Below are 26,050 nucleotides of genomic sequence, written 5' to 3'. Positions count from 1 at the left end.
TTACCTCGGAATGGGGTTGAGCGTCATCGCGCGAACGTTGTCGCCACTGGCGACGCAAAGCGCCTCGGCCTGTTCTGGGCTGAGCGACAGGGTGTTGTTGTGCGGCTCGGCGGTGAAGAGCGCACAGCGGAAATCGGCGAGCTTGTCGTTGGCGACCAGAAGGCGCGGCGCGCCCTCGCGCGGCACCGGCACGCCCGGCATCACCTCGACGGTGTAGACGCGGCTCTCGCGCATCACGCGCAGGTCGGCGACGCGCGCCTCCAGCACCGGGCCGCCCTCGAAGATATCGATGTGCTGCTCGAGACGCAGGCCCTCGGTTTCGAGCAGGCGGCGCGCCGGCTCGGTGTCGACGTGGGTCTTGCCGATGCAGTCGCGTGCGTCCTGCGGCAGGAAGTCGACGTACACCGGGTAGCGCGGCATCAGTTCGGCGAGGAAGGACTTCTTGCCGAGCGCGACCAGCTGGTCGGCCTCGTGGAAGTCGATGCCATAGAAGTGCGCACCGAGCGCACGCCAGAACGGCGAATCGCCGTTCTCGTCGAAGTGGCCGCGCATCTCGGCGCACAGCCGCTCGGCGAAGCGGTCGGCAAACTGGGCGATGAACATGAAGCGCGACTTGGACAGCAGCGAGCCGTTGCCGTTGACGCGGAAGACCGGGTCGAGGAACAGCGTGCACAGCTCCGAATAGCCGGTCAGGCCATGCGACATGTGCAGCTTGTCCATGCGCGTCCACAGGCCCATCTCACGGCTGGCGTGCACGAAGGTGTCCATGCGGTAGGTGTAGAACGGCTGTTCCAGACCGACCGCCACCTCGATACCGCACACGCCGGCGATCTGGCCGGTGGCGGTGTCTTCCATCACGAACAGGTAGCCCTGGTCGGCCAGCGGCGCCTTGCCCTCGACGGTGCGCTGCACCCGCTCCAGGCGGGCCGACTGCACCGCGCGGTCGGGCTTCAGCGTGGTCATGCCAGGGCCGGCCTTGTGCGCCAGTTCCAGCAGCGCGTCGATGTCGTCGGGACGGCAGAGTCGCATCACGATCATGCGGTGGCTCCTTCGGGTTGCAGCGGTGCGCAGCGCACCTCGTCGCCGTCGGCGATTTCGAGCACGTCGGCGGCGGCCTGCGGCAGCGTCAGTTGCGCCGGCAGCACGGCCGACAGGGTGACCAGCACGGCGCGGAACGCGTCGGCGGCCTGGGTATTGCTGACGAGATAGGGCACGCCGTCGGCACAGGCCTCGCCACGCACGGCGGGGCGGCGGCGGCTGAAGCGCACCGAGTTGCACATGTCGAGCGCAGAGGTCAGCACCGGGCCGGCATCGAAGATGTCGACGAAGTGATCCGGCTCCAGCCCCTCGGCGATGTGGCACTGGTAGTTCAGGCGCGCGCCGATGTGCGGCTCGCCCATCACCCGCTGCGCCTCCTCGTCCAACAGCGGCACGTAGAGCGGATCGACCGGCATCATCTCGGCAATGAAGGTGCGGCTGCGACCACCCGACTCCAGCTCCATCTCACGGAAGTCGCGCTTGAAGAACTTGTAGCCGACGCCCTCCCAGAACGGCGAGCGCCCGGCCTCGTCGGCCACGCCCGGCAGCACCGAGAAGATGTCGTGAGCGAAGCGCTCGCGATGCTGGGCGGCGAACAGCATGCGCGCCCGCGACAGCAGGTGGGCCGGCTGCACGCCGTGCTGCAGCGCCGCGGCGTCGACGTGGAAGCCGGTCAACCGGGTGCGGCCGGTCATCTCGTGCGACAGCGCCAGCGCATGGACGCGGTGGTTTACCTGCAGCTCGCGCGAGGCATGCACCACCACTTCGTTTCGGAATACGTAGAACGGCTCGGAGAAACCCGCCATGGCGAGCAGGCCGGCGGTACCGTACAGCTTGCCGGTGTCGGAATCCTCCAGCACGAACAGGTAGCTTTCCTCGCCGGGGAACTCGACGTCCTCGGCGAGCGAATTAATCGATTGGGTCACCAGCTGCTGCAGCCGCGCCCGGTCGGGCGGCAGCGAGTGCAGGATGGGACCGGTAGAGCGCGCCATGCGCTCGATCTGGTCCAGATCGGACAGCTTGCTCGGTCGAACAAAGAGCATGACGCCCTCTTCTTTCGGTGTGGTGGGTGGAGAGGTTGGCCGAATAACAGCCCGTTCGGCCAACCTTAGAACCGAGAGTCGCTAACAAAGTCCAGCGTAGCGGTCCCGGCTAGGCGCGCTGCCGCTGACAGTACGTGTAGTACGGTAAGGCAGCGCCACAACGCCGGGAGGCGTTTGTTAGCGACTCGGACGATCAAGCCGGCTGCGCCGCTTTCTCGACCAGCTCGGCGGTCACCGCCTCGAAGCGCTTCAGGCCTTCGGCGAGATCGGCTTCTGGGATGATCAGCGACGGCGCGAAGCGCACCACGTCGGTGCCGGCCACCAGCACCACCAGGCCGTGACGGGCGGCGGCGTTGACGAAGTCCTTGGCCTTGCCCTTCAGGGACGGCGCGAGTTGTGCGCCGAGCAGCAGGCCCTGACCGCGCACTTCGGTGAACGCGTGGTACTTGTCGTTGATGCGCTTCAGGCCCTCCACCAGCAGCTGGTGACGCGCCTTCACGCCTTCGAGCAGTTCCGGCTGGCTGATCAGTTCGATCACCTTGTCGGCCACCGCGCAGGCCAGCGGGTTACCGCCGTAGGTGGAACCGTGGGTGCCCACCACAAACGAGGCGGCGACCTTCTTGGTGGTCAGCATCGCGCCGATCGGCATGCCGTTGCCGAGCGCCTTGGCGCTGGTCAGGATGTCCGGGGTCACGCCGTAGCCCTGGTAGGAGAACAGCTGGCCCGAGCGGCCCACGCCGATCTGCACTTCGTCGAAAATCAGCAGGGCGTTGTGCTGGTCGCACAGCGCACGCAGTTTCTCGAGATAAGCCTGGGTGGCCGGGGTCACGCCACCCTCACCCTGCACCGGCTCGACGATCACCGCGCAGGTGTTGTCGTCGATCGCCAGCTCGGCTTCGGTCAGGTTGTTGAATTCGATATGGGTCAAGTCGCCCGGCAGCGGAGCGAAGCCTTCGGTGTACTTCGGCTGACCGCCCACCGACACGGTGAACAGGGTGCGGCCGTGGAAGGCCTGCTTGCACGACACGATCTTGGTCTTGTCGCCGCCGAAGTGGTCATGGGCGTAACGACGCGCCAGCTTCAGCGCGGCCTCGTTGGCCTCGGCGCCGGAGTTGCTGAAGAACACTCGCTCGGCGAAGGTGGTCTCGGTCAGGCGGCGCGCCAGGCGCAGTGCCGGCTCGTTGGTGAAGGTGTTGGAGAGGTGCCAGAGGCGGTCGACCTGCTCGTGCAGCACGGCGGTCAGTTCCGGGTGCAGGTGGCCCAGGCTGGTCACCGCGATGCCGCAGGCGAAGTCGATGTATTCCTTGCCGCTCTGGTCCCACAGGCGGGAACCTTTGCCGGATACCGGAATGAAGGCGGCGGGAGCGTAGTTGGGCACCATCACTTCATCAAAGGTCTGGCGGCTGACAGGGGCGGTCGACATGCGGTTCTCCGTAAACAGGCGTTGAGGAAAGCCCATTCTAGGAGCGCCGCGCAGAATAACCTTCCAGAAAAACGACAAACTGCTTTCTGTTTGAGGCATGCACCGGGCGGGACAATTGTCGACAAGTCGAGCAACCACCGGCTGTGGCAGATGAGCCAAGCCGGGCTGGCTCAACCAACCCTCTTGGCTTGAAACGAAACAGGGGAAAAGCTACTGGGTCGAAGGAGCGACCGGCATGTCGACGCCACGCGTCTCGTTCGAGAAGCGCTCCTCGCGCGGCGCAATGCCGAAGTGGGCGCGGTAGACCGTGGAGAAGTGCGGGCCGGACGAGAAACCACAGGACAGGCCGATCTGCACCACCGACTTGCCGGTAGTACGCAACAGCTGGCGCGCTCTCTCCAAGCGCAGTTGCAGATAGTAGCGGGTCGGCGCCATATCGAGATGCTGCTTGAACAGCCGCTCGAGCTGGCGGCGCGACTGGCCGGTGAGACGGGCCAGCTCGTCGGTGGTGAGCGGCTCCTCGAGATTCGCCTCCATCAGCATCACCGCCTCGGTGACCTTGGGCTGCTTCTCTCCAAGGCGCGCCATCAGCGGCACGCGCTGGCGTTCCTCGGCCCCGCGCAGTCGCTCGAGGCACAGGTGACTGGCGATCTCCTCCACCAGCGGCGCACCGTGCTGACGGCCGATCAGCGCCAACAGGCCATCGAACAGCGCCAGGCCCCCGCCGCAGCTGAAACGGTCGCGGTCGAGCTCGAACACATGCTGGCTGACGATCGCCTGCCGGAAGCGCTCGCCGAACGCCACCGCCTCCTGCCAATGGATCGTCGCGCGATAGCCGTCGAGCAGGCCTGCACTAGCGAGCCACCACGAGCCGGCACCCAAGCCACCGAGCAGCGACAGCCGCGGTGCCTGGCGTGCCAGCTCGCCGGTGAAGATGCCGGCGTCGGCGAAACGCTGCACGCCTTCGCTCAGCACGAACAACCAGTCGCCCGGCGTCACGTCGCGCAGGGCGCCGCGCACCGGAAAGGCCAGCCCGTTCTGCAGCGTCACAGGCTGGCCGTCGCGGCTGTAGAACGACAATTCGTAGAGGCGCTGACCGGCCAGCCGGTTGGCCGCCTCGAATACTTCCACCACCGCGCCGACGCAAAGCATCGTGCAAGGCGGCACCAGCACCACGGCGACCCGTTCGCAGAAACTCATCGAACCACCTATGCGACGGACCGCCAGGGCTTACTTCAGCCGGCCGGACAGGAACTGCGCCAACCGCTCGCTCTTCGGGTTCACCAGCACCTCGTGCGGGTGGCCCTCCTCTTCGACGCGCCCTTGGTGCAGGAACATCACATGGTTGGACACGTTGCGGGCAAAGCCCATCTCGTGCGTCACCACCACCATGGTGCGGCCTTCCTCGGCCAACGACTGCATCACCTTCAGCACTTCGCCGACCAGCTCCGGGTCGAGCGCCGAGGTCGGCTCGTCGAACAGCATCACCTCCGGCTCCATCGCCAGCGCCCGGGCAATCGCCACGCGCTGTTGCTGGCCACCGGACATATGTGATGGATACTTGTCCTCGACGCTCTGCGGCAGACCGACCTTGGCCAGATACTTGCGCGCCCGCGCCACCGCCTCATCACGGCTGATACCCAGCACGTGCATCGGCGATTCGATGATGTTCTCCAGCACCGTCATGTGCGCCCACAGGTTAAAGTGCTGGAACACCATCGACAGCTTGGTGCGCATGCTCTGCAGTTGCTTCTGGTCGGCGACGCGCAAGGCGCCCGTCTTGTCCTTGGCGGTGCGGATTTCCTCGGCGTTCACCGTGATCCGGCCGGAACACGGCTGCTCCAGGAAGTTGATGCAGCGCAGGAAGGTGCTCTTGCCCGAGCCGGACGAGCCGATGATGCTGATCACATCGCCGGCCTTGGCCTTCAGCGACACGCCCTTGAGCACCTCGTGATTGCCGTATTTCTTGTGCAGATCGTCTACAGCAAGCTTGTACATGGTCTTGACTCTCTCGTATTAACGAACGGCACGCACTCAGGCGCTCTGGGGTTTCAGGAAGGCCAGCCAGCGGGCTTCGCCCTTGCGGAACAGCCACACCAGCGTCAGCGCGATCACGGCATATAGCACCGCAGCGATACCGAAGGCTTCGAACGAGGCGTAGGTCGCCGAGTTCACGTCGCGGGCGATCTTGAGGATGTCCGGCACCGTGGCGGTGAACGCCACCGTGGTCGCGTGCAGCATCAGGATCACCTCGTTGCTGTAGAACGGCAGCGCGCGGCGCAGCGCCGAGGGCAGGATGATGCGGCGGTACAGCGTAAACTTCGACATGCCGTAGGCGCGCGCCGCCTCAACCTCACCGTACGGCACCGACTTGATCGCGCCGGCGAAGATCTCGGTGGTGTAAGCGCAGGTGTTCAGCGCGAATGCCAGGATCGTGCAGTTGAAGCCCTCGCGGAAGAACATGTCGAGGAACTCGTGCTCGCGCACTGCGCTCAGGCTATAGATGCCGGTGTAGAACAGCAGGAGCTGGATATACAGTGGCGTACCGCGGAACACATAGGTGAAGAACCACACCGGGCCGCGCAGGATCGGGTTGCTCGACACGCGCGCCACCGACAGCGGAATCGACAGGCAGAAGCCGATCGCGATCGACAGCACCAACAGCCACATCGTCATCGCCAAGCCGGTGATGTGCAGACCGTCGGTCCACAGATAGGCTTTCCAGTAATCGTGGATGATCTCGTTCATAGCTCGGCCTTTCTGACGCCAGCGGAATAGCGTTGCTCCAGCCAGATCAGCACGCCGTTAGACAGGGTGGTGATCACCAGATAGATCAGCGCGCCGACCAGGGTGAAATAGAACAGCTGCATCGAGCTCTTGCCGGCGTCCTGGGTCGCTTTCACGATGTCGGACAGACCAATGATGGACACCAGCGCGGTCGCCTTGACCAGCACCTGCCAGTTGTTGCCGATGCCCGGCAGCGCGAAACGCATCATCTGCGGGAACAGAATGCGGTGGAACACCTTCCACGGCGCCATGCCGTACGACACGGCGGCCTCGATCTGGCCACGCGGCACCGACTGGAACGCTCCGCGGAAGGTTTCGGTGAAGTAGGCGCCGTAGATGAACGCCAGCGTCACCACCCCCGCGATGAACGGGTCGATGTCGATCTGATCCCAGTGCAACCAGTCGGTTACCTGGTTGAGCAACAGCTGCAGGCTGTAAAACAGCAAGAGCATGATCACCAGGTCGGGGACGCTGCGGATCAGCGTGGTGTAGCCGGTTGCGATGCCACGCAACAGGCGGTTATTCGACAGTTTGGAGCTGGCACCGATCAGGCCGATCAGCACCGAGGCCAACACCGAGAGCACGGCCAGCTTGATCGTCGCCCAGGTACCGGTGAGGATCAGCGGCCCGTAGCCTTCCAAAAACATGATTCACTCCTTCCGAACGCCCCACAGCGTGCAGGGACTTGCATGTGGGCGCACTTCGACGGGCGGGGGCAGATGCCCCAGCCGCCACGACACAGGGATAACACCCGGCTACCGCGCCCAGGCCGGGCGCGGCATGCCGGGATCCCCTTCAAACGGCCCCGATTATACGAGGGCCGCCTGCAGTCGACCGATCAGTTGTAGATGTCGAAGGAGAAGTACTTCTTGGACAGACGCTGATAGGTGCCGTCTTTGTGGATTGCGGCGAGTGCCTTGTTGATCTGCTGGCGCAGATCGGTGTCTTCCTTGCGAAGGCCGATGGCGGTGCCGGTACCCAGGGTCTTCGGATCCTTCACTTCCGGTCCGGCAAAGGCAAATCCCTGGCCACGCGGGCTCTTCAGGAAGCCGTAGTCGGCCTGCACTTCATCCTGCAACGAAGCGTCTAGACGGCCAGAGGCCAGGTCAGCCAGCACCAGATCCTGGTTCTGGTACGGCACCACGCTCACGCCCTTCGGTTCCCAGTAGGTCTTGGCGTAGGTTTCCTGGATGGTGCCCTGCTCCACGCCCACGCGCTTACCCTTCAGCGACTCGGCGGTCGGCAGCAGGGTGGAGCCCTTCTTGGCCACCATGCGCACCGGCGCATTGAACAGCTTGTCGGAGAAGGCGATCTGTTCGGCGCGCTTCTCAGTCACCGACAGCGAGGACAGGATGCCATCAAACTTCTTCGCCTTCAGCGCCGGGATCATGCCGTCGAAGTCGTTTTCAACCCAGACGCACTTGGCCTTCATCTTGGCACAGATGGCGTTGCCCAGGTCGATGTCAAAGCCAACCAGCTTGCCATCCGGAGCTTTCGATTCAAACGGGGCATAGCTGGCATCGACACCGAAACGAACGGTGGTCCAGTCTTTAGCGAAAGCGCCGGCGGACGCCAGGCCGAGTACAACCGCGATGGTGAGCTTCTTCATACTTTCTACTTTCTCCGTGACATGCTTAAAGCAGCCATCTGTCCCGAGGCAGGCAGGACGCCGCCCCCAGTGGCCAATTCTTATGGGGCTGTTAAGTGCATCAGACCGGCAGCTCTTGGGGGCGCCGTAGAAAGCCCTGAGACACTGAGCGCCGATAGTTTCAGTTATTGCCCGGTCAGACAATTGCCAGTAACGAGGGAGCACTCGCCATGGCGCACCGCAACAATCAACCACCAACAACAAAAAATCTGTTTTTTATCATCATGTTAAATTGAAGGCGCAGCCAGTTTTCTCTGCAAACATTCCCAGCCGGATCGCTGCCTTTATATACGTGGCTGTCGCTTTTGCGCAATGCAAGGCGGGTGCTTTTGTAGCGTTGTTACCGCGTCCGCGACACTGCCACGATGGCCCACGCAACCAGACCCGCCGGACAGCTATGCCATGTACAAAAAATCTAACTTGATGTTTCCCAAACTGAATCCAGAATAACATCTCCACCAAACATCGGAGGTCACCATGTCGCACTACCGCGTCGAACGGGTACTCGATCCGAATGGCGGGTTTGTGGGCTGGGCCGTGGTCGAAGCGGCTCAGGGAAAACGTAAAGCAGGGCCTTATCCATTCCACACGATGGCAGAAGACGAAGCCTACCGCCTGTCCCTTCGAGACGAAGTATCGAAGCGTCAACCTACATCATGCGAAATAGATGAATAAATCGATAGGGCCGGCAAAACCGGCCCAATTCGTTTTTGGTGCTTCGTTTCCGATTTAGTTGGTCATTATCAGCCAACTTTCAATTGATTTAACATCAAAACACAGCATTTCGCAAAAGCGTCAAATACTTAACAACAAATTTCATAAATAGCATAACGTATTGATTCCTTTGTCATAAAGTCGACTCCAAAGCCGTCATCAGGTAAAACGTCGGATTGATAGACAGTTTTCGCTTTGACCGCAGCACAGGAGCCCCACAATGACGCCTTTTTCTTTCTCACCATTGTCGGCTCCCGTCCTTCTTGCCCTCTTCAGCACCGGCTGCGCTTATGCTGCCGACCTGAATGTGGACCTCAATAAACCGGCGCTCGTCATATCAGCGAAGGCCACCAAGCCGATGACCTTCTCGCTACAGCAGCTCTCCACCCTGCCGATACGCCGGATCACCACGTCCACCCAGTGGCACCATGCACCGCAACAGTGGGAAGGCGTCTCGATCAAGGCACTGCTCGGCAAGCTCGGTGCCACCGGCACCAGCGTGTATGTAGCGGCGCTGAACGATTACGCGATCGACATTGCCGTTGCCGACATCATCAAATACGACCCAATACTGGCTTACAAGGTGGATGGACATTACATGCCGGTTCGCGACAAAGGACCGCTGGTCGTCATCTATCCTTACGATGAATACCCAGCGCTGAACATACAATTCTATTACAACCAGGCTGTCTGGCAGGTCAACCACATCACCGTCCGATGAGCGCTCTTTCCATCCCCTGCTGGCGCAACCGCTCGCTCTGCTTTTCCGGCTTGCTATGTGCCCTCGCCCTGGCGATGGCAAGCCTGACCTTCTCGGCGTTGCAGATCGCCGAAAACCAGGTGAGCCGCCTGGCGCGACCAACGCTGAAAAACAACCTCTGGGTCACGACCCAGCTGCAGCTCGAAGCCCTCCGTTTTCATCAGTCTATGGATGGCTACCTGCTCGGCCGCGACCCCGTCGATACGGTACGCCTGCGTCTTGACTTGCTGGCCAGCCGCTTCCAGATACTCAAGGAATACGGCACCGACCAGCACATGTCCGCCACGACCTGGCAGCAGATGATCGCAATGCAAAGGCGATTGGACGGCTGGAGCCGACAGCTGGCCGCACTGCCGAAAGATCCGGAGCTGGCACGTCATCAGGTGCGGAAGATCGAAACCGAGCTTGAGAGTCATCTGGAGGCGATCCACCAGATGACGCTCGAGGTGCATCTGGACATGACCGAGGTGGTGGATAACGACCGGATCGGCACCAAGGCCAACTTCGCCACCCTGGCCAGGGCGCTTGCCGGGCTTGGCATCAGCGTGCTAGCGATGTTGGCGTTTCTTGCCATACTGCTGTTTCGCACCCGGAGGCTATCGCGCCACCTGGCCGGCCTCAACAGCACGCTGGAGCAGCAAGTGGAGCAGCGTACGCGGGCTCTGCACGACAGCGAGGAACGCCTGCGCCTGATCCTGACGACAAGTCCGATCGGTGTTGGCCTCATCCGCGATAGCGACGGCTGTCCGCTGTTCATCAACCGGCCGTTAGCCGAACGGCTGGGACTGACCGACTATCCTGACCGCATCGTCTTGCCGACCCTGCTGGATTGCCCGACACGCTATTACGAACTCTACCGACGCTACCGCCGCGAACGGGAGCTGCGCGACTGCGAAGCGGTGTTGCGCGGCATCGACGGCCCCTTCCCCAGTCTGCTCACCGTGCTGCCGCTGGCCATCAACGGCGAGGCAGCCAGCCTGATCTGGGTCTACGATAATTCGAACCGCCAGCAGCTCGAGGACGAACTGCGCCACCTCGCCACCACCGACTCGCTGACCGAACTGCACAACCGGCGCGCCTTCTTCGCCGAGGCCGAACCGCTGATCCAGAAAGCCCTGCAACAGGGCATCCCCTACTCGCTGATCGTGCTCGACATCGACCATTTCAAGCACATCAACGACAGCTTCGGCCATCCTGCCGGCGACCAGGCGCTACGCCACCTCGCAGACATGCTGCGCGATCTGCTGCGTGAATCCGACATCTGCAGCCGGCTCGGCGGCGAAGAATTTGCCGTGCTGCTGCCAAACACGACGCAGTCCTCTGCCGTGCGGATCGCCGAACGACTGCGCCGGCATGCCGAAGCCCTCGATGTCGCGCTGCCCACAGGCCAAGTGATGATGACGATCAGCCTCGGCGTGGCCGAGCTCAGACCGGGCGACCGGGACCTCGCAGGCCTGTTCGCCCGCGCCGATCGGGCCCTCTACGACGCCAAGCACCAGGGCCGCAACCGCACCAGCTGCCTGCAGTAGACTCGCGCCGTCCTGCGGCTCAGCCGCCGTGCGCGCGCTCCAGCGGCAGGGAGGGCGGCGGCTGCAGCCAACGATGCAGCAAACGGCTGCTCAACGGGATAAACACGAACACCATCGCCGGCGTCAGGGCCAGCGTACTCAACAGCACCCGCCAGAACACCGGCAGGCTGCCCAGCATCTCGCCCAGCAGCAGGTTGAAACCCAGAGACACCGGGAAGAACACCAGCCAGATCATCACTGCCTGCTTCCAGCGCGGCGGCGTCGCGCCGAACCAGTGATCGAGACCGCGCGCGCAGTGCGCCTGGCTTTGCTGCACCAGGGCGGTGCCTTCGGCCAACCAAGCGCGCCGTTGCGGGGAATCGACCCAACGCGCGAGACAGACCTCGTCGACGAAACGGAACAGAATCTGATAGGTATCACTGCCCGGTGGCGGTGCAAACACCCCGGCGCCGAGATAGCCGGCAAACGTGCCGGCGAGGCGCTCTCCTCGCTCGGTCCAGGCGACAAAATCGGCGTAGCGCGTCGCATCGATCCGGCGGGTAATCAGCAGAGTAACAGGCAAGAGAGGAATAGCATCCATGTCGGGGGTCTCCGGGATGGGTCAACCGGCAAGCCCGTGATGGGGCCCGCCCAACACGCCGGTCCCCGATCGGGACGCGGCGTCCAGACCAAGACAAGCAAGCGGCATACCCGCCATTCGACCCACCTTGCGGCCTGCACTCGACACGACTCCCACCGCTTCATGCTGCCAGGCCATGCAAAACGCCCACCAGTCAGGTGGGCGTTGGATTAAAGCAGCCAACACAACAAAGTGCCCGCGAAGCCTTCCGGCGTTGTGGCACGGCCTTGCCGAGTAGCCCTTGAGCAGAGCGCCTGGCCGGGAGCACCACACTGACCGTCGGCGGGTCAGGCCACTTCGCGGGCGATCTCGATGGCTCCCCCTTCTTCCTCCTCGGCGAAATCGACTGGACGACCCGGCAGCAGCAGGTTGAGCGATACCGCCACCAGCGCGCCTACGGTGATACCCGAACCGAACACCTCCTTCACGAAGGTCGGCAGCTTGGAGAGCAGCTCAGGACGAACGGTCACCGCCAGGCCGCAACCGATGGACACGGCGATGATCAGGCCGTTGCGCTTGGTGTGCTCGACCTTGCCGAGCATCTGGATACCGGCCGACACGATCATCGCGAACATCATCAGGCCCGCGCCACCAAGCACCGGCTGGGGAATCGTCACCACCAGCGCCCCCAGCACCGGGAACAGCCCGGCCAAGAGCAGCATCACGCCAGTCAGCGCCACCACATGGCGGCTGGCCACGCCGGTCAGCGACACCACGCCGACATTCTGCGCAAAGGTCGATACTGGTGGGCTGGACATCAGCGCAGCGAACGCCGAGCCCACACCATCGCACAGAATGCCGCGCGCCAGCTTCTTGCCCGGCATCGCGGTTTGCGTCGCAGCACCCAGCGCCATGAAGGTGCCGGTGGTCTCGACAATGGTCACCAGGAAGGCGATCGACATCGCAACAATCCCAGAGATCGGGAAGCTCAACCCGAAGTGCATCGGCTGCGGTACCGCAAAGACCGGGGCATGATGAACCTGGGTGAAGTCGATCTTGCCCAGCGCCAGGCAGACCAGATAGCCGACGGCGATGCCGATCACCACCGCCGACGCGGAAATGATGCCCTTGCCCCACTGAACCAGCGCGATGACCAGCAGCAACACGAAACCCGCAATCGCCAGATTGCCCGGCTCGCCGTAATGGCTGCTGCCGAAGCCGCCCGCCGCCCAATCGATCGCCACAGGCGTCAACGACAGGCCGATCATGGTCACCACAACGCCGGTCACGGCGTGCGGAAACAGCTTGCGTATCGTCGGCATGAAGTAGCTGCCGATGATCATCACCAGCGAACCCACCAGCGACGAGCCCAGAATCCCCGGTACGCCATGCTCAAGGCCGACGCTGATCCCCGCGCCAACGAAGGCGAAGCTGGTTCCCATCACGCAGGGCAGACGGATGCCGATCGGCCCTACCCCCTTGCACTGGATGATCGTGACGATACCCGAGCCCAGCAGCGCAGCGTTAACGAGTGCCACCACCTGGTCCGCCGGAAGCTTTAACGCCCCCCCGACCACCAGGGGCACCGCGATGATGCCACCCAATGCCGCCAGCAAGTGCTGCATCGCGAGCAGAACACTCGTCAGTGCCGGAGGACGATCCTCCACCTTGAAAAGCAACTGTTCCATCTAATTTTCTCCTTTGGTGGCCATGCCCGGTGTATCCGGTTCTTTAGGAATTTGCTCCAGCCAAAGACATCTTGGACATTCCACATTACGGATGTCAATTCCATTTTAAGAATTTTCATATCGCATCAAGATGCTTCTTGCGTAAATATGCTTGCACTCATGGAGAGCTGGAAGAACTGGCTGACAAAACCCTTGCAAAATGCGGCCAAGAGAAAACGGAACCCGGTTCCGACACAGGAAAAAGAAGAGTGCGGCAATGGCGCAACAACGCCGCGCCGGGCCGAACAAAGGCGGAAGAAGGCGGCAGGGTTCGACGCCTTGCTCGGTTTGCCCCGGGAGCCACCCCCATTTGGATGGTGACAAACAGCCAGGAATTGGCGACGAGTGGAAGTCTTATGACAGGCCACCACCCCCCGGTCCGAATTCACAGCCCGCAAATAAAAATTCATACGTCATTAGCAGAGTAATTTGCTATGTTGTCCTGAATAAAATCCTCCCTCAGCACCGTGCCGAATTCTGCAAAAGGAATCTCCCATGGCCTGGCTCGTCCGCAGCTCTTTCCTAGAAGCTCTTTCCAATGCCATTTCGAACGGCTCGGCCGATGCGATGCCGCTTTGGCCGACGCCCCGTAACGGCCGCGAATCCGCCCTGCTGCAGGCACAGCGCCACCATAGGGACACCTTGGCCGCCGCCCTCTTGGCAGCCCGCGAGCAGACCGAGACGCTGAGCAGCCGCGAAGTGCAGGCGCAGGAGCAACTGGCCGCACAGCGGCAGACCACCGCCGAGCTGCAGCTGCGTTTCGACCTGGTCAACGCCGCGTCCAGCGAAGGGCTATGGGACATGACGGTAGTGGCCGGCGACCCAGTCAATGCCGCCAACGCCTTCTGGTGGTCGCCGCAGTTCCGGCAGATGCTGGGCTTTCAAGACGAGCGCGACTTCCCGAACGTGCTGGGCAGCTGGGCTAACCGGCTGCACCACGAAGACCGCGAACGCACTCTCGACGCATTCGCCGCTCACCTCAACGACCGCAGCGGTCGTACTCCGTACGACGTGACCTACCGCCTGCAGCTGAAAAGCGGTGAATACCGCTGGTTTCGCGCGCGCGGCGCCACCCGGCGTGACGCAGCCGGTGTGCCGCTGCGCGTGGCAGGTTCGCTCGCTGACATCACCGACGAGCGCGCACGCGAGGCCGAACTCGACAAGACGCTGACCCGCTTCGAACTGGCGCGCGAGCTGCTGGTAGAGGGGCTGTGGGACATGGAAGTGGTGGCCGGCGACCCGATCAATCCGAAGAATGCGTTCTGGTGGTCGCGCCAGTTCCGCCAGTTGCTCGGCTTCGCGAACCAGGCCGACTTTCCCGACGTGCTCGATAGCTGGGCATCGCGCCTGCACCCGGACGACAAGGACTCCACGCTCAAGGCTTTCGAAGCACACCTGACCGACCGTAGCGGCAAGACCCCTTACGATGTCGAATACCGGCTCAAATGCAAGGACGAGCAATACCGCTGGTTCCGCGCCGTCGGCCAGACCCGTCGCCGCGATGACGGCACCCCGCTACGCGTTGTCGGCGCACTGATCGACATCCATGTCGAGAAGGTCGCCGCCGAGAATGACCAGGTCAAACACCAGCACTTGCAACTGGAAAAGAGCCTGAGCGAAATCGCCAGCATCGTCGGAACGATTCAGCAGATTGCCAACCAGACCAACCTGTTGGCGCTGAACGCTGCGATCGAGGCGGCGCGCGCCGGCGAGGCTGGCCGCGGTTTCGCGGTGGTCGCCGACGAGGTGAGGAAGCTCGCCGAACGCACCCGCGAAGCGACGCTGATCGTGGAGCGGCTGGTGAACCAGGAGAGCCGCTGAGAACCTGTTCACGATCTCGCGAACGAAGGGTCAATGACGTGAAAAAGCGGAATGTACTTATCGAGTAGATAAGCATGTTGATCGTCACTCCAACGCAGGATCACTCAAGTGCAGCAGATCGTTAACAGGCTCTGAGACAGGTGGACGACATCACGCCGCCCCACGGCTGCGGCTGCGGCGGCGAGGACAGACCTGGCTGGGAAAGACCGTCACACGCGACACCGGCAGGAGCCCCGTATGCCGAAGCCCGCGCTGAAGTACTCGGAAGCGGCCATCAGCGGCCTGTGCACCGCCTCGTCCACTATCCTGTCGCTCAACGTCGCCTTTCTCGGCCTGTGGGCGTTCGCCGACAAGCAGGCCAACACCCACTGGAGCCGGCTCGATTATCTGATCCTGGCCATCGCCTTTCTCGGCTTCTGCTGTCTGGCCGCCACGCCCTGGTGCGCCCCCTCCCCGCACGAAAGCGCCCCAACCGCGCTCGGCGCCCGCCGGGCTCGGGCCTGCTTCTGTGCCGGTGTCAGCCTGACACTGTTGTGGATCGGCCTGGCGATTCTGGAGAGTGTGTTCGACTGAACACCTAGGCGTGCATCCGTACCTCGCAGGCGGGAATCACGCTGATGCGTGGCCCGAAGCTGCTCATGCAACGAAGAATGGTGTTGTGGTGGTCAATAATCTGTGCGGCGGTCAGTGTTCCGTTGTCCACGGTGGAATGCGCATCGGACGCCAGGGTCACGTCATAGCCAAGCGCCAGCCGAGTCCACGCAGAAATCACTCTGCAGGCCACAGATGACAAGATGGTTGGCTCCCCACTGCTGCAACAGGCTATGCAACTCGGTCTGGTGAAACGAATCCGGCGTTGTCTTGCCCACACGAAAGTCTTCCGGTTGTGCGGTCAATCTTTCGTCAAGTTGCCAGCCATTGCTGCCGAACTGAAGGAGCCCTGCGTCTTCCTCATGCTGGACGAGGATCACCGGCACCAAATCCGCCCTTGCTTTTGCGCCCAGTGCATTGATGCTTGCGATGACCCTATCGCTATCAAACGCGGCTTCCTCCCCCGAGCACAGGGCCTGCTGGACATCGATGATGAGAAGAGCGGTCGTCATGGGCATGGGTACCTGAAGTTGAATCAACGGATAGCTATTAACTAACAAGCCCGGCAGCAGCCACTCTGAAGCCCGGAATACAGTACACCATGACAAAATAAATGCATTTTGCATTTCAATGCGCTCGGCACTGCATGGTGGACCGAAGTCGCCTGGAGATAAAGAAAGGGCCGGCCCCCACGAGGAAGTCGGCCCCTAGGCCTGACCGACCGGTCGGGGTCAGGTCTCGGACAAATCGGCCACCAGAGAGCCACGCACCGGCTCCGGCAGCGGGTTGCATTCTGCCTTGTATTGCGGATGGTCCACGCCAGCGGCGAGCGGTGCACCGGCCTTCGCCGCCGCGGCCATCTGCGGGGTCAGCTCGAAGCGCAGGAAATGCACCGCAGCGGTCTTGTCCGGCGTTTCACGCTCCAGGTCCTCGTTGGCGATCGGCGTGACCCGCTCGAAACCGGCCACCTGCAACCAGACCCGGCGCTCGATGCCGATCAGCCTAGCCAGCGCGGCGCGGCGCTCTTCGACATTGTCGTACTCGATCATCAGCGTCGCCTTCCAGTTGTGCCCGTCCGGGATCAGCGGGTTGTAGACGTCGAGTTCGTCCTGGATCAGCTCCGCTTCGTAGATGCGCTCGAGCCGCAGCATTTCCTGCACCTGGTACTGCATTGTCAGTGCGTCCTCGAAGCACAGCGTGACGTGATCGCCGAGCGACAGGCGGCGTATGTCTTTGTGCGCCATCACCCTCGCACGAAAGCTCGGTCGGATACGGGCGTACTCTTCCAGGCCGTACAGGTCGTGGTGGGTCAATGCAGTCATCTTCATCCCCCCTCTTCAGTCGGTCGTCACAACCCGTAGGCACGGCGCAGCAACGTGATCGGATGTTCGGCCTCGCGGCCGTCGGCGACCGCGTGTTCGATATGGTGGCCAGCCATCACGCAGTCGCTGCCGTAGTGGTCGGACTCGGCGCGTTTCACCCGCTCGGCCACCGGCTTGACGAGCTTCATCGCGTTCGGAAACGTCTCCGTCTTCACCGCGTAGGTCCCGTCGTGGCCGGAACAGCGCTCGATCAGTTCGACCGTGGTGCCCGGCACCAGCGACAAGAGGTCGAAGGTCTTGTGGCCGATGTTCTGCACCCGCTGGTGGCAGGCGGCATGGTAGGCGACCTTGCCGAGCGGCGCCTTGAAGTCGGTGTGCAACAGCCCCGCCTTGTGACGCAGCATCAGGTATTCGAACGGGTCGTAGAACGCGGCGGCGACCTTCTTCACCAGTTCGTCGTCCGGGAAGATCAGCGGCAGCTCGTTCTTGAACATCAGCACGCACGACGGGATCAGCGCGGTCAGGTCCCAGCCCTGGTCGACCAGTTCGGACAGCATCGGCACGTTGTGGTCGCGGGCCTTTCGGATCGAGTCAAGGTCGCCGAGCTCTAGCCGCGGCATGCCGCAGCAGCGCTCCTGGCCCGCCAGCACCACCGGGATGCCGTTGTGCTCGAATACCGCAAAAAAGTCCTCGCCTGGCCCCGGTTCGTTGCGGTTCATGTAACAGGTGGCGAACAATGCGATGCGCCCGCGCGTCCCTCCTGCCGGCTTCGCCGAATCGATGGTCACATGCCCCCGCATCCGCTTCTGCAGCGTGCGGCTGTGATAACGGGGCAGTTGGGCGTCGGCATGCACACCCAATACCTGCTGCAAAGCCTGGCGCGCCGGTCGGTAGCGGTTGGCGGCGTTGACGAGGCCCGCCACCACCGGTATCCCGGCCAGGTTACCGACCGTGTCGGTACTGGTCAGGATGCGGTCGCGCAGCCGCACCTTTCCCTGTTTGTAGCGTACCGCCTTGGCACGCAGCATCAGGTGCGGGAAGTCAACGTTCCACGGGTGCGGTGGCACGTACGGACACTTGGTCATGTAGCACAGGTCGCACAGGTAGCAGTGGTCGACCACCTTCGCAAAATCGGCCTTGGCTACGCCATCGACCTCCATCGTGGCCGATTCATCGACCAGATCGAACAGGGTCGGGAATGCATGGCACAGGCTGACGCAGCGGCGACAGCCGTGGCAGATGTTGAACACCCGCTCCATCTCGGCGAGCAGCGCGTTCTCGTCGTAGAACGCCGGGTCGTCCTGACCGAGCGGATGGCGCGTCGGCGCGTCGAGGTTGCCTTCGCGTTTGTCTGTGGCCATGGTTCCCCTCCTGCGGAGGTCGGAGTGGGAAAACGCCCGGCCGAAACCGGGCGGTGGTCGCTCACAGGGCTTGCAGCTCGTTCAGCGCCTTGGTGTAGCGGTTGGCGTGCGAGCGCTCGGCCTTGGCGAGGGTCTCGAACCAGTCGGCGACTTCGTCGAAGCCTTCCTCGCGGGCCACCTTGGCCATGCCGGGATACATATCGGTGTACTCGTGGGTTTCACCGGCAATGGCGCTCTTCAGATTGTCTTCGGTGCGGCCGAACGGCAAGCCGGTCGCCGGGTCGCTGCATTGTTCCAAGTATTCCAGGTGACCGTGCGCGTGGCCGGTTTCGCCTTCGGCGGTGGAGCGGAACAGTGCCGAGACGTCATTGTAGCCTTCCACGTCGGCCTTGGCCGCGAAGTAAAGATAGCGCCGGTTCGCCTGCGACTCGCCGGAAAATGCATCTTTCAGGTTCTGCTCGGTTTTGCTGCCTTTCAGACTCATGGCTGTCACCTCGCTGGGCAGTTTGGACACGGGGCGTCGTCGAACACCCGAAATCGCCGGCAGCAAGCCCCGCCGGCAACTCTTCTCCTAGACTAGACGGCCAGCCCAGTTAAAGGCAGTTGATTTTATTAAAGAAACGGATAGCCGAAGGCGATCGGGCGGCGAACGGATCTCCCGCCTTTTCCACCGGCCCGACCTTGCTACATCGGCCGATGACGGCCCGTCTGGATTAGGGAAAACGCGCACTGTCGGCATCCGGGCCCGACTATAGAATCGCAACACAATCAGACTATGCTGCGCCCGCGCCGTACCTCGCCAACGATAAGGCCCGGATGGCGCGGCGTTCTATTTTCAGGGGAACCAAGATGACACTTCGCACCAGAGTCTGGCTATTGATAGGGACGGCCCTGCTCGGGCTGATCGTGATCGCATCGCTGGCGCTGCACACGCTGCGCAACAGCATGATGGCAGAGCGGCGTTCGCAGATCGAAACCATGCTGACGATGGCCGAAGGCGTGGCCAAGCACTATGCCGATCTGGAGGCCGCCGGCAAGCTGAGCCGCGACGAGGCACAGCGCCAGGCCAAGGAGGCGCTCGGCAGCCTCCGCGCTGGAGACAACTACCTGTTCGTGCGCTCGCACGACAACCGCCTGCTGGTGCACCCCAAGCCGGAACGGATCGGCAAGGAAGACAAGGGCACCAAGCTACCGGACGGCCGCTATACCTCGGAGGCGTACACCGATGCGCTCGCCCATGCCCACCTGGGCTTCGTCGACATCCTCACCACCCGCCCGGGCGGCAACGAGCAGCTGCCCAAGCTCAACGGCGTGCTCAACTTCGAGCCTTGGCAGTGGATGATCGGCGTGGGCTTCTTCACCGACGATATCGACGCACAGTTCTGGGCTTATGCCGGCACCTTTCTCGCGGTGGGCGCGCTGCTGATCGCGCTGGTGGCGGCGGTGGCGCTGCAGATGTCGCGGCGTATCCAGCAGCAGTTGGGCGGAGACCCGGCCTACGCTGCCGAGATCGCCAGTGCGATCGCCGAGGGAGATTTGAGCCGTCAGATCGACAGCGCTCCGGCCGACAGCCTGATCGGCGCGATGCAGCGCATGCAGGCCGAGCTGCGCGGCATGGTCGGGCAGTTCAACCAGGCCGCCGCCCAGCTGGCTCAATCGGCCGGCGCGCTGACCGAAGAGATGGGCCAGATCAGCAATGGCGCGCGCCTCTCCTCCGAATCGACCGCCGCCACCGCTGCGGCGATCGAGCAGATGGCGGTCAGCGTCGACCATGTGTCGAGCAGCGCCCTCGATACCGAACAGAACTCGCAACAGGCAGTCACACTGGCGGCCGACGGAGAACGGCTCGCCACCGACGCGGCCGGCGAGATCGAACGGGTGTCGCAGCATATCGGCGATGCCACCGAGCTGGTCGGCGGCCTCGTCTCCCGCTCGCGCGAGATCGGCGGCGTTGCCGCGGTGATCCGCGACATCGCCGACCAGACCAATCTGTTGGCGCTGAACGCAGCGATCGAGGCAGCGCGAGCCGGCGAACAGGGCCGCGGCTTCGCGGTGGTGGCCGACGAGGTGAGGAAGCTCGCCGAACGCACTGCCAGCGCCACCCAGGACATCAGCCGCACCATCGAGACGGTACAGCAGGACACCGACCGCGTGGTCGCACGGATGAACCTGGTGCGCGAACAGGTCGGCAGCGGCGTGACGCTGGCCGGCCAAGCCGCTAGCGCACTGCGCCAGCTCAGCGGCAGCGCCGATCAGACGCTCAGCAAGATTCGCGAGGTGGCGATGGCGACCAAGGAGCAGAGCGAGGCCGGCAACAACATTGCCGGCAATATCGAGCGGATCGCCCAGATGATGGAAGAGTCGGACGCGGCGCTGTACCAGGCCCGCGAACAGGTCGGCCGCATCGATGCGCTGGCCAAGGAACTGCACCGCTCGGCGGCGCGCTTCAGGCTCTGAAGTGATTGACCCGCCCACGCAAAAGCCCGGCTCATGCCGGGCTTTCCTATTGCCTAATCGAGTCACTCCAGGGCCTCTGGCAGGCCCTGCCTCCCTCAGTGTGCCGGCATCAGCACCAGCGTGCTGATGCCGCGAGCCAGCTCCTGCTCGCCGACCACGGCATGAGCGGCACCGAGCCCGGTCAGGTGGGCTGCCTCGGCATCGGAATGGGCACACGCCACCACCTGTAGCGCCGGGTTGAGGTCGCGCGCCTGCGCAATGATCTGCCCGGCCTCGAAGGCATTCGAAATCGCCACCACCAGCCAGCTGGCTCGGTCGATGCCGGCAACGACAAGCAAGTCGTCCGCCAGCGCGTTGCCGACCAATACCGGCACACCGTGGCATTCGGCCAGTTGGTGGCAGTCGGCCCTAGCCTCGATCACCACAAACGGCCGGCCGGCAGTCGCGAGCTCGGCCCCGACCAGGCTGCCGACCCGGCCGTAACCAACCAGCACCGTATGGCCGGACAGCGTCGCCGCCGTCAACCAGGCCTCGTCGCCCGACTCCAGCTCGTCCGGCAGCGGACCCGCCTCGGCAAGACGGCTGGCATAGCGATCGAGCAGCGAGAACAGCAGCGGGTTGAGCAGAATGGACAGGATCGCACCGGCCAGGATCAGGTCCTTGCCGGTGGCCGGCAACAGATGCATCGCCACGCCGAGCGAAGCGAGGATGAATGAGAATTCGCCGATCTGAGCGAGGCTCGCCGCGATCGTCAACGCGGTGTCGCGCGGATGGCCGAACGCCCGCACGATCAGGAAGGCCGCCACCGATTTGCCGATCACGATGATCAGCACGGTGACGAGCAAGGCCAGCGGCTCGCGCAGCAGGATGGACGGATCGAACAGCATGCCGACCGAGACGAAGAACAGCACCGCGAACGCCTCGCGCAGCGGCAGCGACTCTTCGGCGGCACGATGCGCCAGCTCGGACTCGCTGAGGATCATCCCGGCGAAGAACGCCCCGAGCGCGAACGACACGCCGAACACTACCGTCGAGCCGAAAGCCACGCCCAGCCCGATCGCCAGCACCGCGAGGCGGAACAGCTCGTGCGAACCGGTGTCGGCAATGCGCGCCAAGAGCCACGGGATGAAGCGCTTGCCGACCACCAGCATGAACACCACGAAGGCAACGACCTTGCCGATGGTCACCGCCAGCGTCATCAGCACATTGCCATCGCCGGCCCCGCTCCCCTTGGCACCGAGCAAGCCATCGAGCGCCGGGATCAACACCAGCGCGAGCACCATTGCCAGGTCCTCGACGATCAGCCAGCCGATGGCGATCTTGCCGCGCCCGGTTTCGAGCAGACGGCGCTCCTGCAGCGCGGTCAGCAGCACCACCGTGCTCGCCACCGACAGGGCAAGCCCGAAGATCAGCCCGCCGCCCATCGGCCAGCCCATCGCCCAAGCGAGCCCCATCCCCATCAGCGCCGCTACCGCGATCTGCACCACCGCACCGGGGATGGCGATCACCTTCACCGACAGCAGGTCTTTCAGCGAGAAGTGCAGGCCGACGCCGAACATCAGCAGGATGACACCGATCTCGGCCAGCTCAGGCGCCAGGCTCTGATCGGCGACGAAGCCGGGAGTGAACGGCCCGGCGCAGATGCCGGCGACCAAGTAGCCGATCAGGGGCGGCAACCGCAGGCGGTGGGCGATGGCACCGAAGATGAACGCCAGCACGAGGCCACCGACGATTGTGGCGATCAGCGGGGTGTGATGGGGCATAGGCATGGATTCCGGTAGCAAAGTTAGCGAAAACACGCCGAGCGGAACGCAATGCCTTATGCATCAACCATCCGACGACACGGGCTAAGAAATCGATATAAATAAAAAGACCGGCGCAACCATTCCAAGTTCCGTATGGCAGAAAAATAGCCCAATTTGACGGGAGTTATCAGCAATTGCAAATAGAACAATGCCGTCGAGTAAACGATAGCCACCCACCATGCCCTTCCCATCAATTGATGCCGAATTACTGAATTTTGCGTTTTTCAGCTAAAAGCAGATAGCTGAGACTTTTCCCAAAAAATACTCAAAAACATTCTTGAATCATCATCACACAAGCCAAGGCCCCCTCGCCTAGGCGTGCAGGCGCGTCCATGCCAGGATCAGGATCGCCGCGGCGACCGTCCAGCACAGCGCGGCCGAGAGCAGCGCCGGCACCAGCGGCAGGCGGTCGGCCAGCCAGTAGAGCGACACCAGATACGTCGCGTACGGCAGGATTGCCCACAGCCCGAACACGATGGTGGTCTTCAGCGCCTGCACCGAGCGTTCCGAGCCGACGATGTAGTGCGCGATCAGCGCGAACGTCGGGAACAGCGGGACCAATCCGGCGATATAGTAGTTGCGGGTTTTCGACAGCAGTGCGATCAGCACCACCACCACGGCGCCGATCGCCGCCTTGAACACGAGATTCATCACACTTCCTGCAGGCAAAGCGGCCATTCTACCGTTGCCTGCCAACGCCTGACTTTCCCTGACGTCTTTCCTAGGTCAGTCCCAGACCCGCCAGCCGGCCGTCAAGAAACGCTGCCGCCTGGCGCTCACCGTCGTCGATCAGGCGCTGCACGTTTTCCGGACTGCGGTCGAGCTTGCTCTCATAGTCGAGTGCCAACTGCAGCGACTCGGACATTTCGATGAACGGGATGTGGTAGGGGCGGTTCGGCTCGTCGGCGAAGCATTGCGGAATCAGCACCGGACTGGTGATATGGAATTGGGCAAGGAAGTCTGGATTGAACGCCCCGCGCAGCAGCAGGTCGTTGAGAAAGCCGATACTTCCCAGCTGATGGAACAGCGACAGGTTGCCGACCATCTCGTTGCGGCGGTCGGCAATCTCCTCAGGCGCCTGCGGCACCCGCTGGCTGCCGGTGGGGTTGATCTTGATCACCCAGATTTCCTGCGGCAGGCTCTCGGCACCGACGTAAGCGACCTTGATCAGTTCGTCGACCGGCGGATTGTCCGAGAACAGACCATCCCAGTACGCCTGTCCGTCGAACTCCACCGCGGGGAAGAGCCCCGGCAGCGCGCAAGAGGCCAGCAGGTGCTCGAGGCGAATCGCCTCTTCACGCGAGTTGAACTTCACCATCCGGCCTGTCCGTATCTCGGCGGCACCAATCAACAGCGCCGGCAGCTTGGGCTGAGCGCCGGCAGTGGCCAGCTCATTGAAATCGATATGCTGTCGCAAGAGCGCGCGTAGGTCGGTAAAGGTCGGCCGCAACTGCGAACTCGACAGGGAGAGCATTGCCTGCATCATCGGCGAAGAGGGGCTGATGTCCAACTGCGGTAACTGCCCCTTGCTGGTGACGCGCAGCGACTCGACCAGATAACGATTGAACTGGCGCTCGGCGTCGGTCTGCGCGGTATTGTCGACCCAGAACTTCAAGAGCCGGCTCGGCACATAGTCGTCACCCTTGAACAAGGCGTACCAGACCAGCATCGCGCACAGCGCACCGCCCGAGGCACCGCTCAGGCTCACCAGCTCGAAATGGCTGGTCAGGTCCCGCTCGAACAGCGCCTTCAGTACGCCGACGGTGAAGGCCGTCTGGCTACCGCCGCCCTGACAGGCGATCGCGATCTTTCGCTTGGCTGTGGCCATGCCGTGTATCTCCGGTAAGGGGTAGGAACAATCGCGGCGCAGGTTGCGGCGACATCACCGGTATAGCATCCCAGGCCGGAGCGGGTGCACCAGAGCATTCCACGTTAAGCTTGTCGTCATCACCGACTCGGTCCCCCATGACCCTTAGCCAGTTTGATGAACAAGTACAAGCACCGCCTGCTGACGCTGACGCTGATCATGCTCTGCGCTGGCATCGAGTTTTTCGGCGTGCAGGCCTACGCCTTCGCCTCGCAGGCGATCATGTCCGGGCTTGGCCTGTCCCGCACCCAGTTTGCGCTGGCCTCCACCGTCTACACCGTCGCCTGCATCCTGGCGATCTTCCAGCAGCAGTGGCTGACCGAGCGCTTCGGCTATCGCAAGTTCCTGCTCTACAGCCTGCTGCTCTATCTGATCGCGACGCTCGTCTGCGCTCAGGTGGTTGGCCTGGTGTCGCTGTGCGTGGCGCGCATCTTCCAGGGACTGGGCGGCGGTGCACTGTTCTTGTCGTCGCGACTGATGATCAACGTGTTGCTTGAGGAGAAGGACTTCTTCACCGGCATCAAGTGGATGTCGCACGGCATCCTGCTGGTGCCGGTACTGGCGCCGCTTTCCACCGGTTGGATCGTGTCGTTACTGGGCTGGCAGGGTATGTTCTACCTGTTGGCGCTGCTGATCGTGCCGGCGCTGCTGCTCGCCCCGCTAGCACTCAAGCGCTACCGCCCCACCGACCTGAGCCGTGGTCACTCGCCGATCGCCGCGCTGGCGTTCGCCTTCGCGGTGTTCGCGCTGGAATTCACTATCCAGGAATACGTGTGGTTGGCAGAACAGCCGCGCTGGCTACACGTGCTGGTGCTGGTCATGATCGTGTTCGGCGCGCTCGGCTTCCTTTACGCGCAGCGCGACCGGGTGAAGTGGCTGGAGCCTGGGGTGATCAACAGCCGCGCCTTCCTGGTCGGCGGCCTCTTGACCTTCATGTTCTATCTCTTGATCGTGCAGTTCCACTACCTGATGCCGGTGTTCGCCAGCTCTCAAGGGCTGTCGTGGCAGGAGAGCGGCGGGCTGATCACGCTGTTCAACCTGTGCGCGTACGGCTGCTTCCACCTGTACAACCGCACCAAGCTGCACCTGACCTCGACGCGCGCCTGGACCTCGATCGGCGCGCTCGGCATGGGGCTCGGCTGCCTGTTGATGTACGCGTTTGCGCCGGCCAGGCACTATGCGTGGTATCTGCTACCGCTGGCGCTGCAGTCGGGCTTCGCGGTATTCGTGATCATCCCGCTGTCGATCCACATGCTGCGCGACTTCACCGGTTCGTTCTACAGCCACGGCTACCGCACCCGCCTGATCATGGGCAAGGTCGCGGCGAGTCTGGCGATCACCGCGGCGGCGGTGCCGATCCAGCACCGCGTCAGCGACATGGGCATGACGCTGTTCGCCGCCACCCGCGAGCAGTTCCTGGTGATGACGGCGCTGTGCGCGCTGTTCCTTCTGATGATCAACATCCAGCGCACGCTGAAGTGAGCCTCGTTCGGCCAACCTTGCCTCGCCTCCGGATGCGACAAGCCCCGCCGGGAAGGCGGGGCCGGTGCGGGCGGCAACAAAAAAGCCGACGGCGAACCGTCGGCTTTTTCGATCAA

At 63.1% G+C, this 26,050-nt stretch carries 24 protein-coding genes; 7 read left to right on the top strand and 17 right to left on the bottom strand.

What is annotated here, in order from left to right:
• The 8 genes from astA to QU481_RS00755 form a co-directional block, all read right to left on the bottom strand.
• The gene (astA, locus tag QU481_RS00790) at positions 1–1,038 is read right to left on the bottom strand and encodes an arginine N-succinyltransferase (RefSeq protein WP_289827957.1); all 1,038 of its coding nucleotides are present in this window, start codon (positions 1,036–1,038) and stop codon (positions 1–3) included.
• Complete coding sequence (locus QU481_RS00785) at positions 1,035–2,081, bottom strand: arginine N-succinyltransferase (RefSeq protein WP_289827956.1); 1,047 nt, start codon at positions 2,079–2,081, stop codon at positions 1,035–1,037. Before QU481_RS00785 ends, astA begins: the two co-directional genes overlap by 4 nt.
• Positions 2,082–2,274: 193 nt before the next feature.
• Positions 2,275–3,504: an aspartate aminotransferase family protein gene (locus QU481_RS00780; protein ID WP_289827955.1), complete on the bottom strand. Its 1,230-nt coding sequence runs from the start codon at positions 3,502–3,504 to the stop codon at positions 2,275–2,277.
• Positions 3,505–3,714: 210 nt separating this feature from the next.
• On the bottom strand, positions 3,715–4,704 hold the full coding sequence (locus QU481_RS00775) for a GlxA family transcriptional regulator (protein ID WP_289827954.1): 990 nt from the start codon (positions 4,702–4,704) through the stop codon (positions 3,715–3,717).
• Positions 4,705–4,734: 30 nt separating this feature from the next.
• Positions 4,735–5,502, bottom strand: a complete 768-nt coding sequence (locus QU481_RS00770) for an ABC transporter ATP-binding protein (RefSeq protein WP_289827953.1) — start codon at positions 5,500–5,502, stop codon at positions 4,735–4,737.
• A gap of 36 nt (positions 5,503–5,538) precedes the next feature.
• The gene (locus QU481_RS00765) at positions 5,539–6,252 is read right to left on the bottom strand and encodes an ABC transporter permease (protein WP_289827952.1); all 714 of its coding nucleotides are present in this window, start codon (positions 6,250–6,252) and stop codon (positions 5,539–5,541) included.
• A complete protein-coding gene (locus QU481_RS00760) occupies positions 6,249–6,938 on the bottom strand; it encodes an ABC transporter permease (protein WP_289827951.1) in 690 nt (229 codons plus the stop codon). The genes QU481_RS00765 and QU481_RS00760 overlap by 4 nt, the downstream gene beginning before the upstream one ends.
• A 191-nt stretch (positions 6,939–7,129) precedes the next feature.
• Positions 7,130–7,900, bottom strand: a complete 771-nt coding sequence (locus tag QU481_RS00755; RefSeq protein WP_289827950.1) for an ABC transporter substrate-binding protein — start codon at positions 7,898–7,900, stop codon at positions 7,130–7,132.
• 516 nt (positions 7,901–8,416) lie between these two features.
• On the opposite strand from QU481_RS00755, the gene QU481_RS00750 reads away from it, so the two are divergent.
• From QU481_RS00750 to QU481_RS00740, 3 genes are all read left to right on the top strand, one after another.
• Positions 8,417–8,614: a hypothetical protein gene (locus QU481_RS00750; protein WP_289827949.1), complete on the top strand. Its 198-nt coding sequence runs from the start codon at positions 8,417–8,419 to the stop codon at positions 8,612–8,614.
• 259 nt (positions 8,615–8,873) lie between these two features.
• Positions 8,874–9,374 (top strand): putative pterin-binding protein, encoded by a 501-nt coding sequence (locus QU481_RS00745; RefSeq protein ID WP_289827948.1) that lies wholly within the window; start codon positions 8,874–8,876, stop codon positions 9,372–9,374.
• Positions 9,371–10,942: a sensor domain-containing diguanylate cyclase gene (locus QU481_RS00740; RefSeq protein ID WP_289827947.1), complete on the top strand. Its 1,572-nt coding sequence runs from the start codon at positions 9,371–9,373 to the stop codon at positions 10,940–10,942. The genes QU481_RS00745 and QU481_RS00740 overlap by 4 nt, the downstream gene beginning before the upstream one ends.
• A 19-nt stretch (positions 10,943–10,961) precedes the next feature.
• Here QU481_RS00740 and QU481_RS00735 read toward each other — a convergent pair whose 3' ends face one another.
• On the bottom strand, positions 10,962–11,522 hold the full coding sequence (locus tag QU481_RS00735; protein ID WP_289827946.1) for a putative antibiotic biosynthesis monooxygenase: 561 nt from the start codon (positions 11,520–11,522) through the stop codon (positions 10,962–10,964).
• A gap of 326 nt (positions 11,523–11,848) precedes the next feature.
• Complete coding sequence (locus tag QU481_RS00730; protein WP_289827945.1) at positions 11,849–13,189, bottom strand: nucleobase:cation symporter-2 family protein; 1,341 nt, start codon at positions 13,187–13,189, stop codon at positions 11,849–11,851.
• A 534-nt stretch (positions 13,190–13,723) separates the two neighbouring features.
• Between QU481_RS00730 and QU481_RS00725 the strand changes: the two genes are divergently transcribed.
• Complete coding sequence (locus QU481_RS00725) at positions 13,724–15,049, top strand: methyl-accepting chemotaxis protein (RefSeq protein ID WP_289827944.1); 1,326 nt, start codon at positions 13,724–13,726, stop codon at positions 15,047–15,049.
• 237 nt (positions 15,050–15,286) lie between these two features.
• On the top strand, positions 15,287–15,622 hold the full coding sequence (locus QU481_RS00720) for a hypothetical protein (RefSeq protein ID WP_289827943.1): 336 nt from the start codon (positions 15,287–15,289) through the stop codon (positions 15,620–15,622).
• A 161-nt stretch (positions 15,623–15,783) separates the two neighbouring features.
• On the opposite strand, the gene QU481_RS00715 is transcribed toward QU481_RS00720, so the two are convergent.
• From QU481_RS00715 to QU481_RS00700, 4 genes are all read right to left on the bottom strand, one after another.
• Entirely contained in the window at positions 15,784–16,266 is a 483-nt protein-coding gene (locus QU481_RS00715) for an isochorismatase family protein (RefSeq protein WP_289827942.1), read from the bottom strand.
• A 105-nt stretch (positions 16,267–16,371) separates the two neighbouring features.
• On the bottom strand, positions 16,372–16,968 hold the full coding sequence (locus tag QU481_RS00710) for a DUF3501 family protein (RefSeq protein WP_289827941.1): 597 nt from the start codon (positions 16,966–16,968) through the stop codon (positions 16,372–16,374).
• Between the two features lie 20 nt (positions 16,969–16,988).
• Positions 16,989–18,323 (bottom strand): heterodisulfide reductase-related iron-sulfur binding cluster, encoded by a 1,335-nt coding sequence (locus QU481_RS00705; protein ID WP_289827940.1) that lies wholly within the window; start codon positions 18,321–18,323, stop codon positions 16,989–16,991.
• A gap of 61 nt (positions 18,324–18,384) precedes the next feature.
• The gene (locus tag QU481_RS00700; protein ID WP_289827939.1) at positions 18,385–18,807 is read right to left on the bottom strand and encodes a rubrerythrin family protein; all 423 of its coding nucleotides are present in this window, start codon (positions 18,805–18,807) and stop codon (positions 18,385–18,387) included.
• 365 nt (positions 18,808–19,172) lie between these two features.
• On the opposite strand from QU481_RS00700, the gene QU481_RS00695 reads away from it, so the two are divergent.
• On the top strand, positions 19,173–20,780 hold the full coding sequence (locus QU481_RS00695) for a methyl-accepting chemotaxis protein (RefSeq protein WP_289827938.1): 1,608 nt from the start codon (positions 19,173–19,175) through the stop codon (positions 20,778–20,780).
• 95 nt (positions 20,781–20,875) lie between these two features.
• Here QU481_RS00695 and ybaL read toward each other — a convergent pair whose 3' ends face one another.
• From ybaL to QU481_RS00680, 3 genes are all read right to left on the bottom strand, one after another.
• Positions 20,876–22,543, bottom strand: coding sequence for a YbaL family putative K(+) efflux transporter (gene ybaL / locus QU481_RS00690; RefSeq protein WP_289827937.1), 1,668 nt, complete (start codon positions 22,541–22,543; stop codon positions 20,876–20,878).
• 354 nt (positions 22,544–22,897) lie between these two features.
• Positions 22,898–23,236 (bottom strand): GlpM family protein, encoded by a 339-nt coding sequence (locus tag QU481_RS00685; RefSeq protein ID WP_289827936.1) that lies wholly within the window; start codon positions 23,234–23,236, stop codon positions 22,898–22,900.
• A gap of 70 nt (positions 23,237–23,306) precedes the next feature.
• Positions 23,307–24,413: a patatin-like phospholipase family protein gene (locus tag QU481_RS00680; RefSeq protein ID WP_289827935.1), complete on the bottom strand. Its 1,107-nt coding sequence runs from the start codon at positions 24,411–24,413 to the stop codon at positions 23,307–23,309.
• Between the two features lie 156 nt (positions 24,414–24,569).
• On the opposite strand from QU481_RS00680, the gene QU481_RS00675 reads away from it, so the two are divergent.
• Positions 24,570–25,934 (top strand): MFS transporter, encoded by a 1,365-nt coding sequence (locus QU481_RS00675; RefSeq protein WP_289827934.1) that lies wholly within the window; start codon positions 24,570–24,572, stop codon positions 25,932–25,934.
• The last annotated feature ends 116 nt before the right edge of the window (positions 25,935–26,050 follow it).

It is taken from the genome of Crenobacter oryzisoli, assembly GCF_030385785.1.
GTDB lineage: Bacteria > Pseudomonadota > Gammaproteobacteria > Burkholderiales > Chromobacteriaceae > Crenobacter_A > Crenobacter_A oryzisoli.
Note: the sequence above shows the minus strand (reverse complement) of the source record. Positions and strands in the feature narration are given on the sequence as shown.

Excerpts from the sequence above, each read along its gene's own strand:
- astA (WP_289827957.1), bottom strand. The coding sequence starts at position 1,038 with ATGATCGTGATGCGACTCTGCCGTCCCGACGACATCGACGCGCTGCTG.
- QU481_RS00785 (WP_289827956.1), bottom strand. The coding sequence starts at position 2,081 with ATGCTCTTTGTTCGACCGAGCAAGCTGTCCGATCTGGACCAGATCGAG.
- QU481_RS00780 (WP_289827955.1), bottom strand. The coding sequence starts at position 3,504 with ATGTCGACCGCCCCTGTCAGCCGCCAGACCTTTGATGAAGTGATGGTG.
- QU481_RS00775 (WP_289827954.1), bottom strand. The coding sequence starts at position 4,704 with ATGAGTTTCTGCGAACGGGTCGCCGTGGTGCTGGTGCCGCCTTGCACG.
- QU481_RS00770 (WP_289827953.1), bottom strand. The coding sequence starts at position 5,502 with ATGTACAAGCTTGCTGTAGACGATCTGCACAAGAAATACGGCAATCAC.
- QU481_RS00765 (WP_289827952.1), bottom strand. The coding sequence starts at position 6,252 with ATGAACGAGATCATCCACGATTACTGGAAAGCCTATCTGTGGACCGAC.
- QU481_RS00760 (WP_289827951.1), bottom strand. The coding sequence starts at position 6,938 with ATGTTTTTGGAAGGCTACGGGCCGCTGATCCTCACCGGTACCTGGGCG.
- QU481_RS00755 (WP_289827950.1), bottom strand. The coding sequence starts at position 7,900 with ATGAAGAAGCTCACCATCGCGGTTGTACTCGGCCTGGCGTCCGCCGGC.
- QU481_RS00750 (WP_289827949.1), top strand. The coding sequence starts at position 8,417 with ATGTCGCACTACCGCGTCGAACGGGTACTCGATCCGAATGGCGGGTTT.
- QU481_RS00745 (WP_289827948.1), top strand. The coding sequence starts at position 8,874 with ATGACGCCTTTTTCTTTCTCACCATTGTCGGCTCCCGTCCTTCTTGCC.
- QU481_RS00740 (WP_289827947.1), top strand. The coding sequence starts at position 9,371 with ATGAGCGCTCTTTCCATCCCCTGCTGGCGCAACCGCTCGCTCTGCTTT.
- QU481_RS00735 (WP_289827946.1), bottom strand. The coding sequence starts at position 11,522 with ATGGATGCTATTCCTCTCTTGCCTGTTACTCTGCTGATTACCCGCCGG.
- QU481_RS00730 (WP_289827945.1), bottom strand. The coding sequence starts at position 13,189 with ATGGAACAGTTGCTTTTCAAGGTGGAGGATCGTCCTCCGGCACTGACG.
- QU481_RS00725 (WP_289827944.1), top strand. The coding sequence starts at position 13,724 with ATGGCCTGGCTCGTCCGCAGCTCTTTCCTAGAAGCTCTTTCCAATGCC.
- QU481_RS00720 (WP_289827943.1), top strand. The coding sequence starts at position 15,287 with ATGCCGAAGCCCGCGCTGAAGTACTCGGAAGCGGCCATCAGCGGCCTG.
- QU481_RS00715 (WP_289827942.1), bottom strand. The coding sequence starts at position 16,266 with ATGCAAAATGCATTTATTTTGTCATGGTGTACTGTATTCCGGGCTTCA.
- QU481_RS00710 (WP_289827941.1), bottom strand. The coding sequence starts at position 16,968 with ATGAAGATGACTGCATTGACCCACCACGACCTGTACGGCCTGGAAGAG.
- QU481_RS00705 (WP_289827940.1), bottom strand. The coding sequence starts at position 18,323 with ATGGCCACAGACAAACGCGAAGGCAACCTCGACGCGCCGACGCGCCAT.
- QU481_RS00700 (WP_289827939.1), bottom strand. The coding sequence starts at position 18,807 with ATGAGTCTGAAAGGCAGCAAAACCGAGCAGAACCTGAAAGATGCATTT.
- QU481_RS00695 (WP_289827938.1), top strand. The coding sequence starts at position 19,173 with ATGACACTTCGCACCAGAGTCTGGCTATTGATAGGGACGGCCCTGCTC.
- ybaL (WP_289827937.1), bottom strand. The coding sequence starts at position 22,543 with ATGCCCCATCACACCCCGCTGATCGCCACAATCGTCGGTGGCCTCGTG.
- QU481_RS00685 (WP_289827936.1), bottom strand. The coding sequence starts at position 23,236 with ATGAATCTCGTGTTCAAGGCGGCGATCGGCGCCGTGGTGGTGGTGCTG.
- QU481_RS00680 (WP_289827935.1), bottom strand. The coding sequence starts at position 24,413 with ATGGCCACAGCCAAGCGAAAGATCGCGATCGCCTGTCAGGGCGGCGGT.
- QU481_RS00675 (WP_289827934.1), top strand. The coding sequence starts at position 24,570 with ATGAACAAGTACAAGCACCGCCTGCTGACGCTGACGCTGATCATGCTC.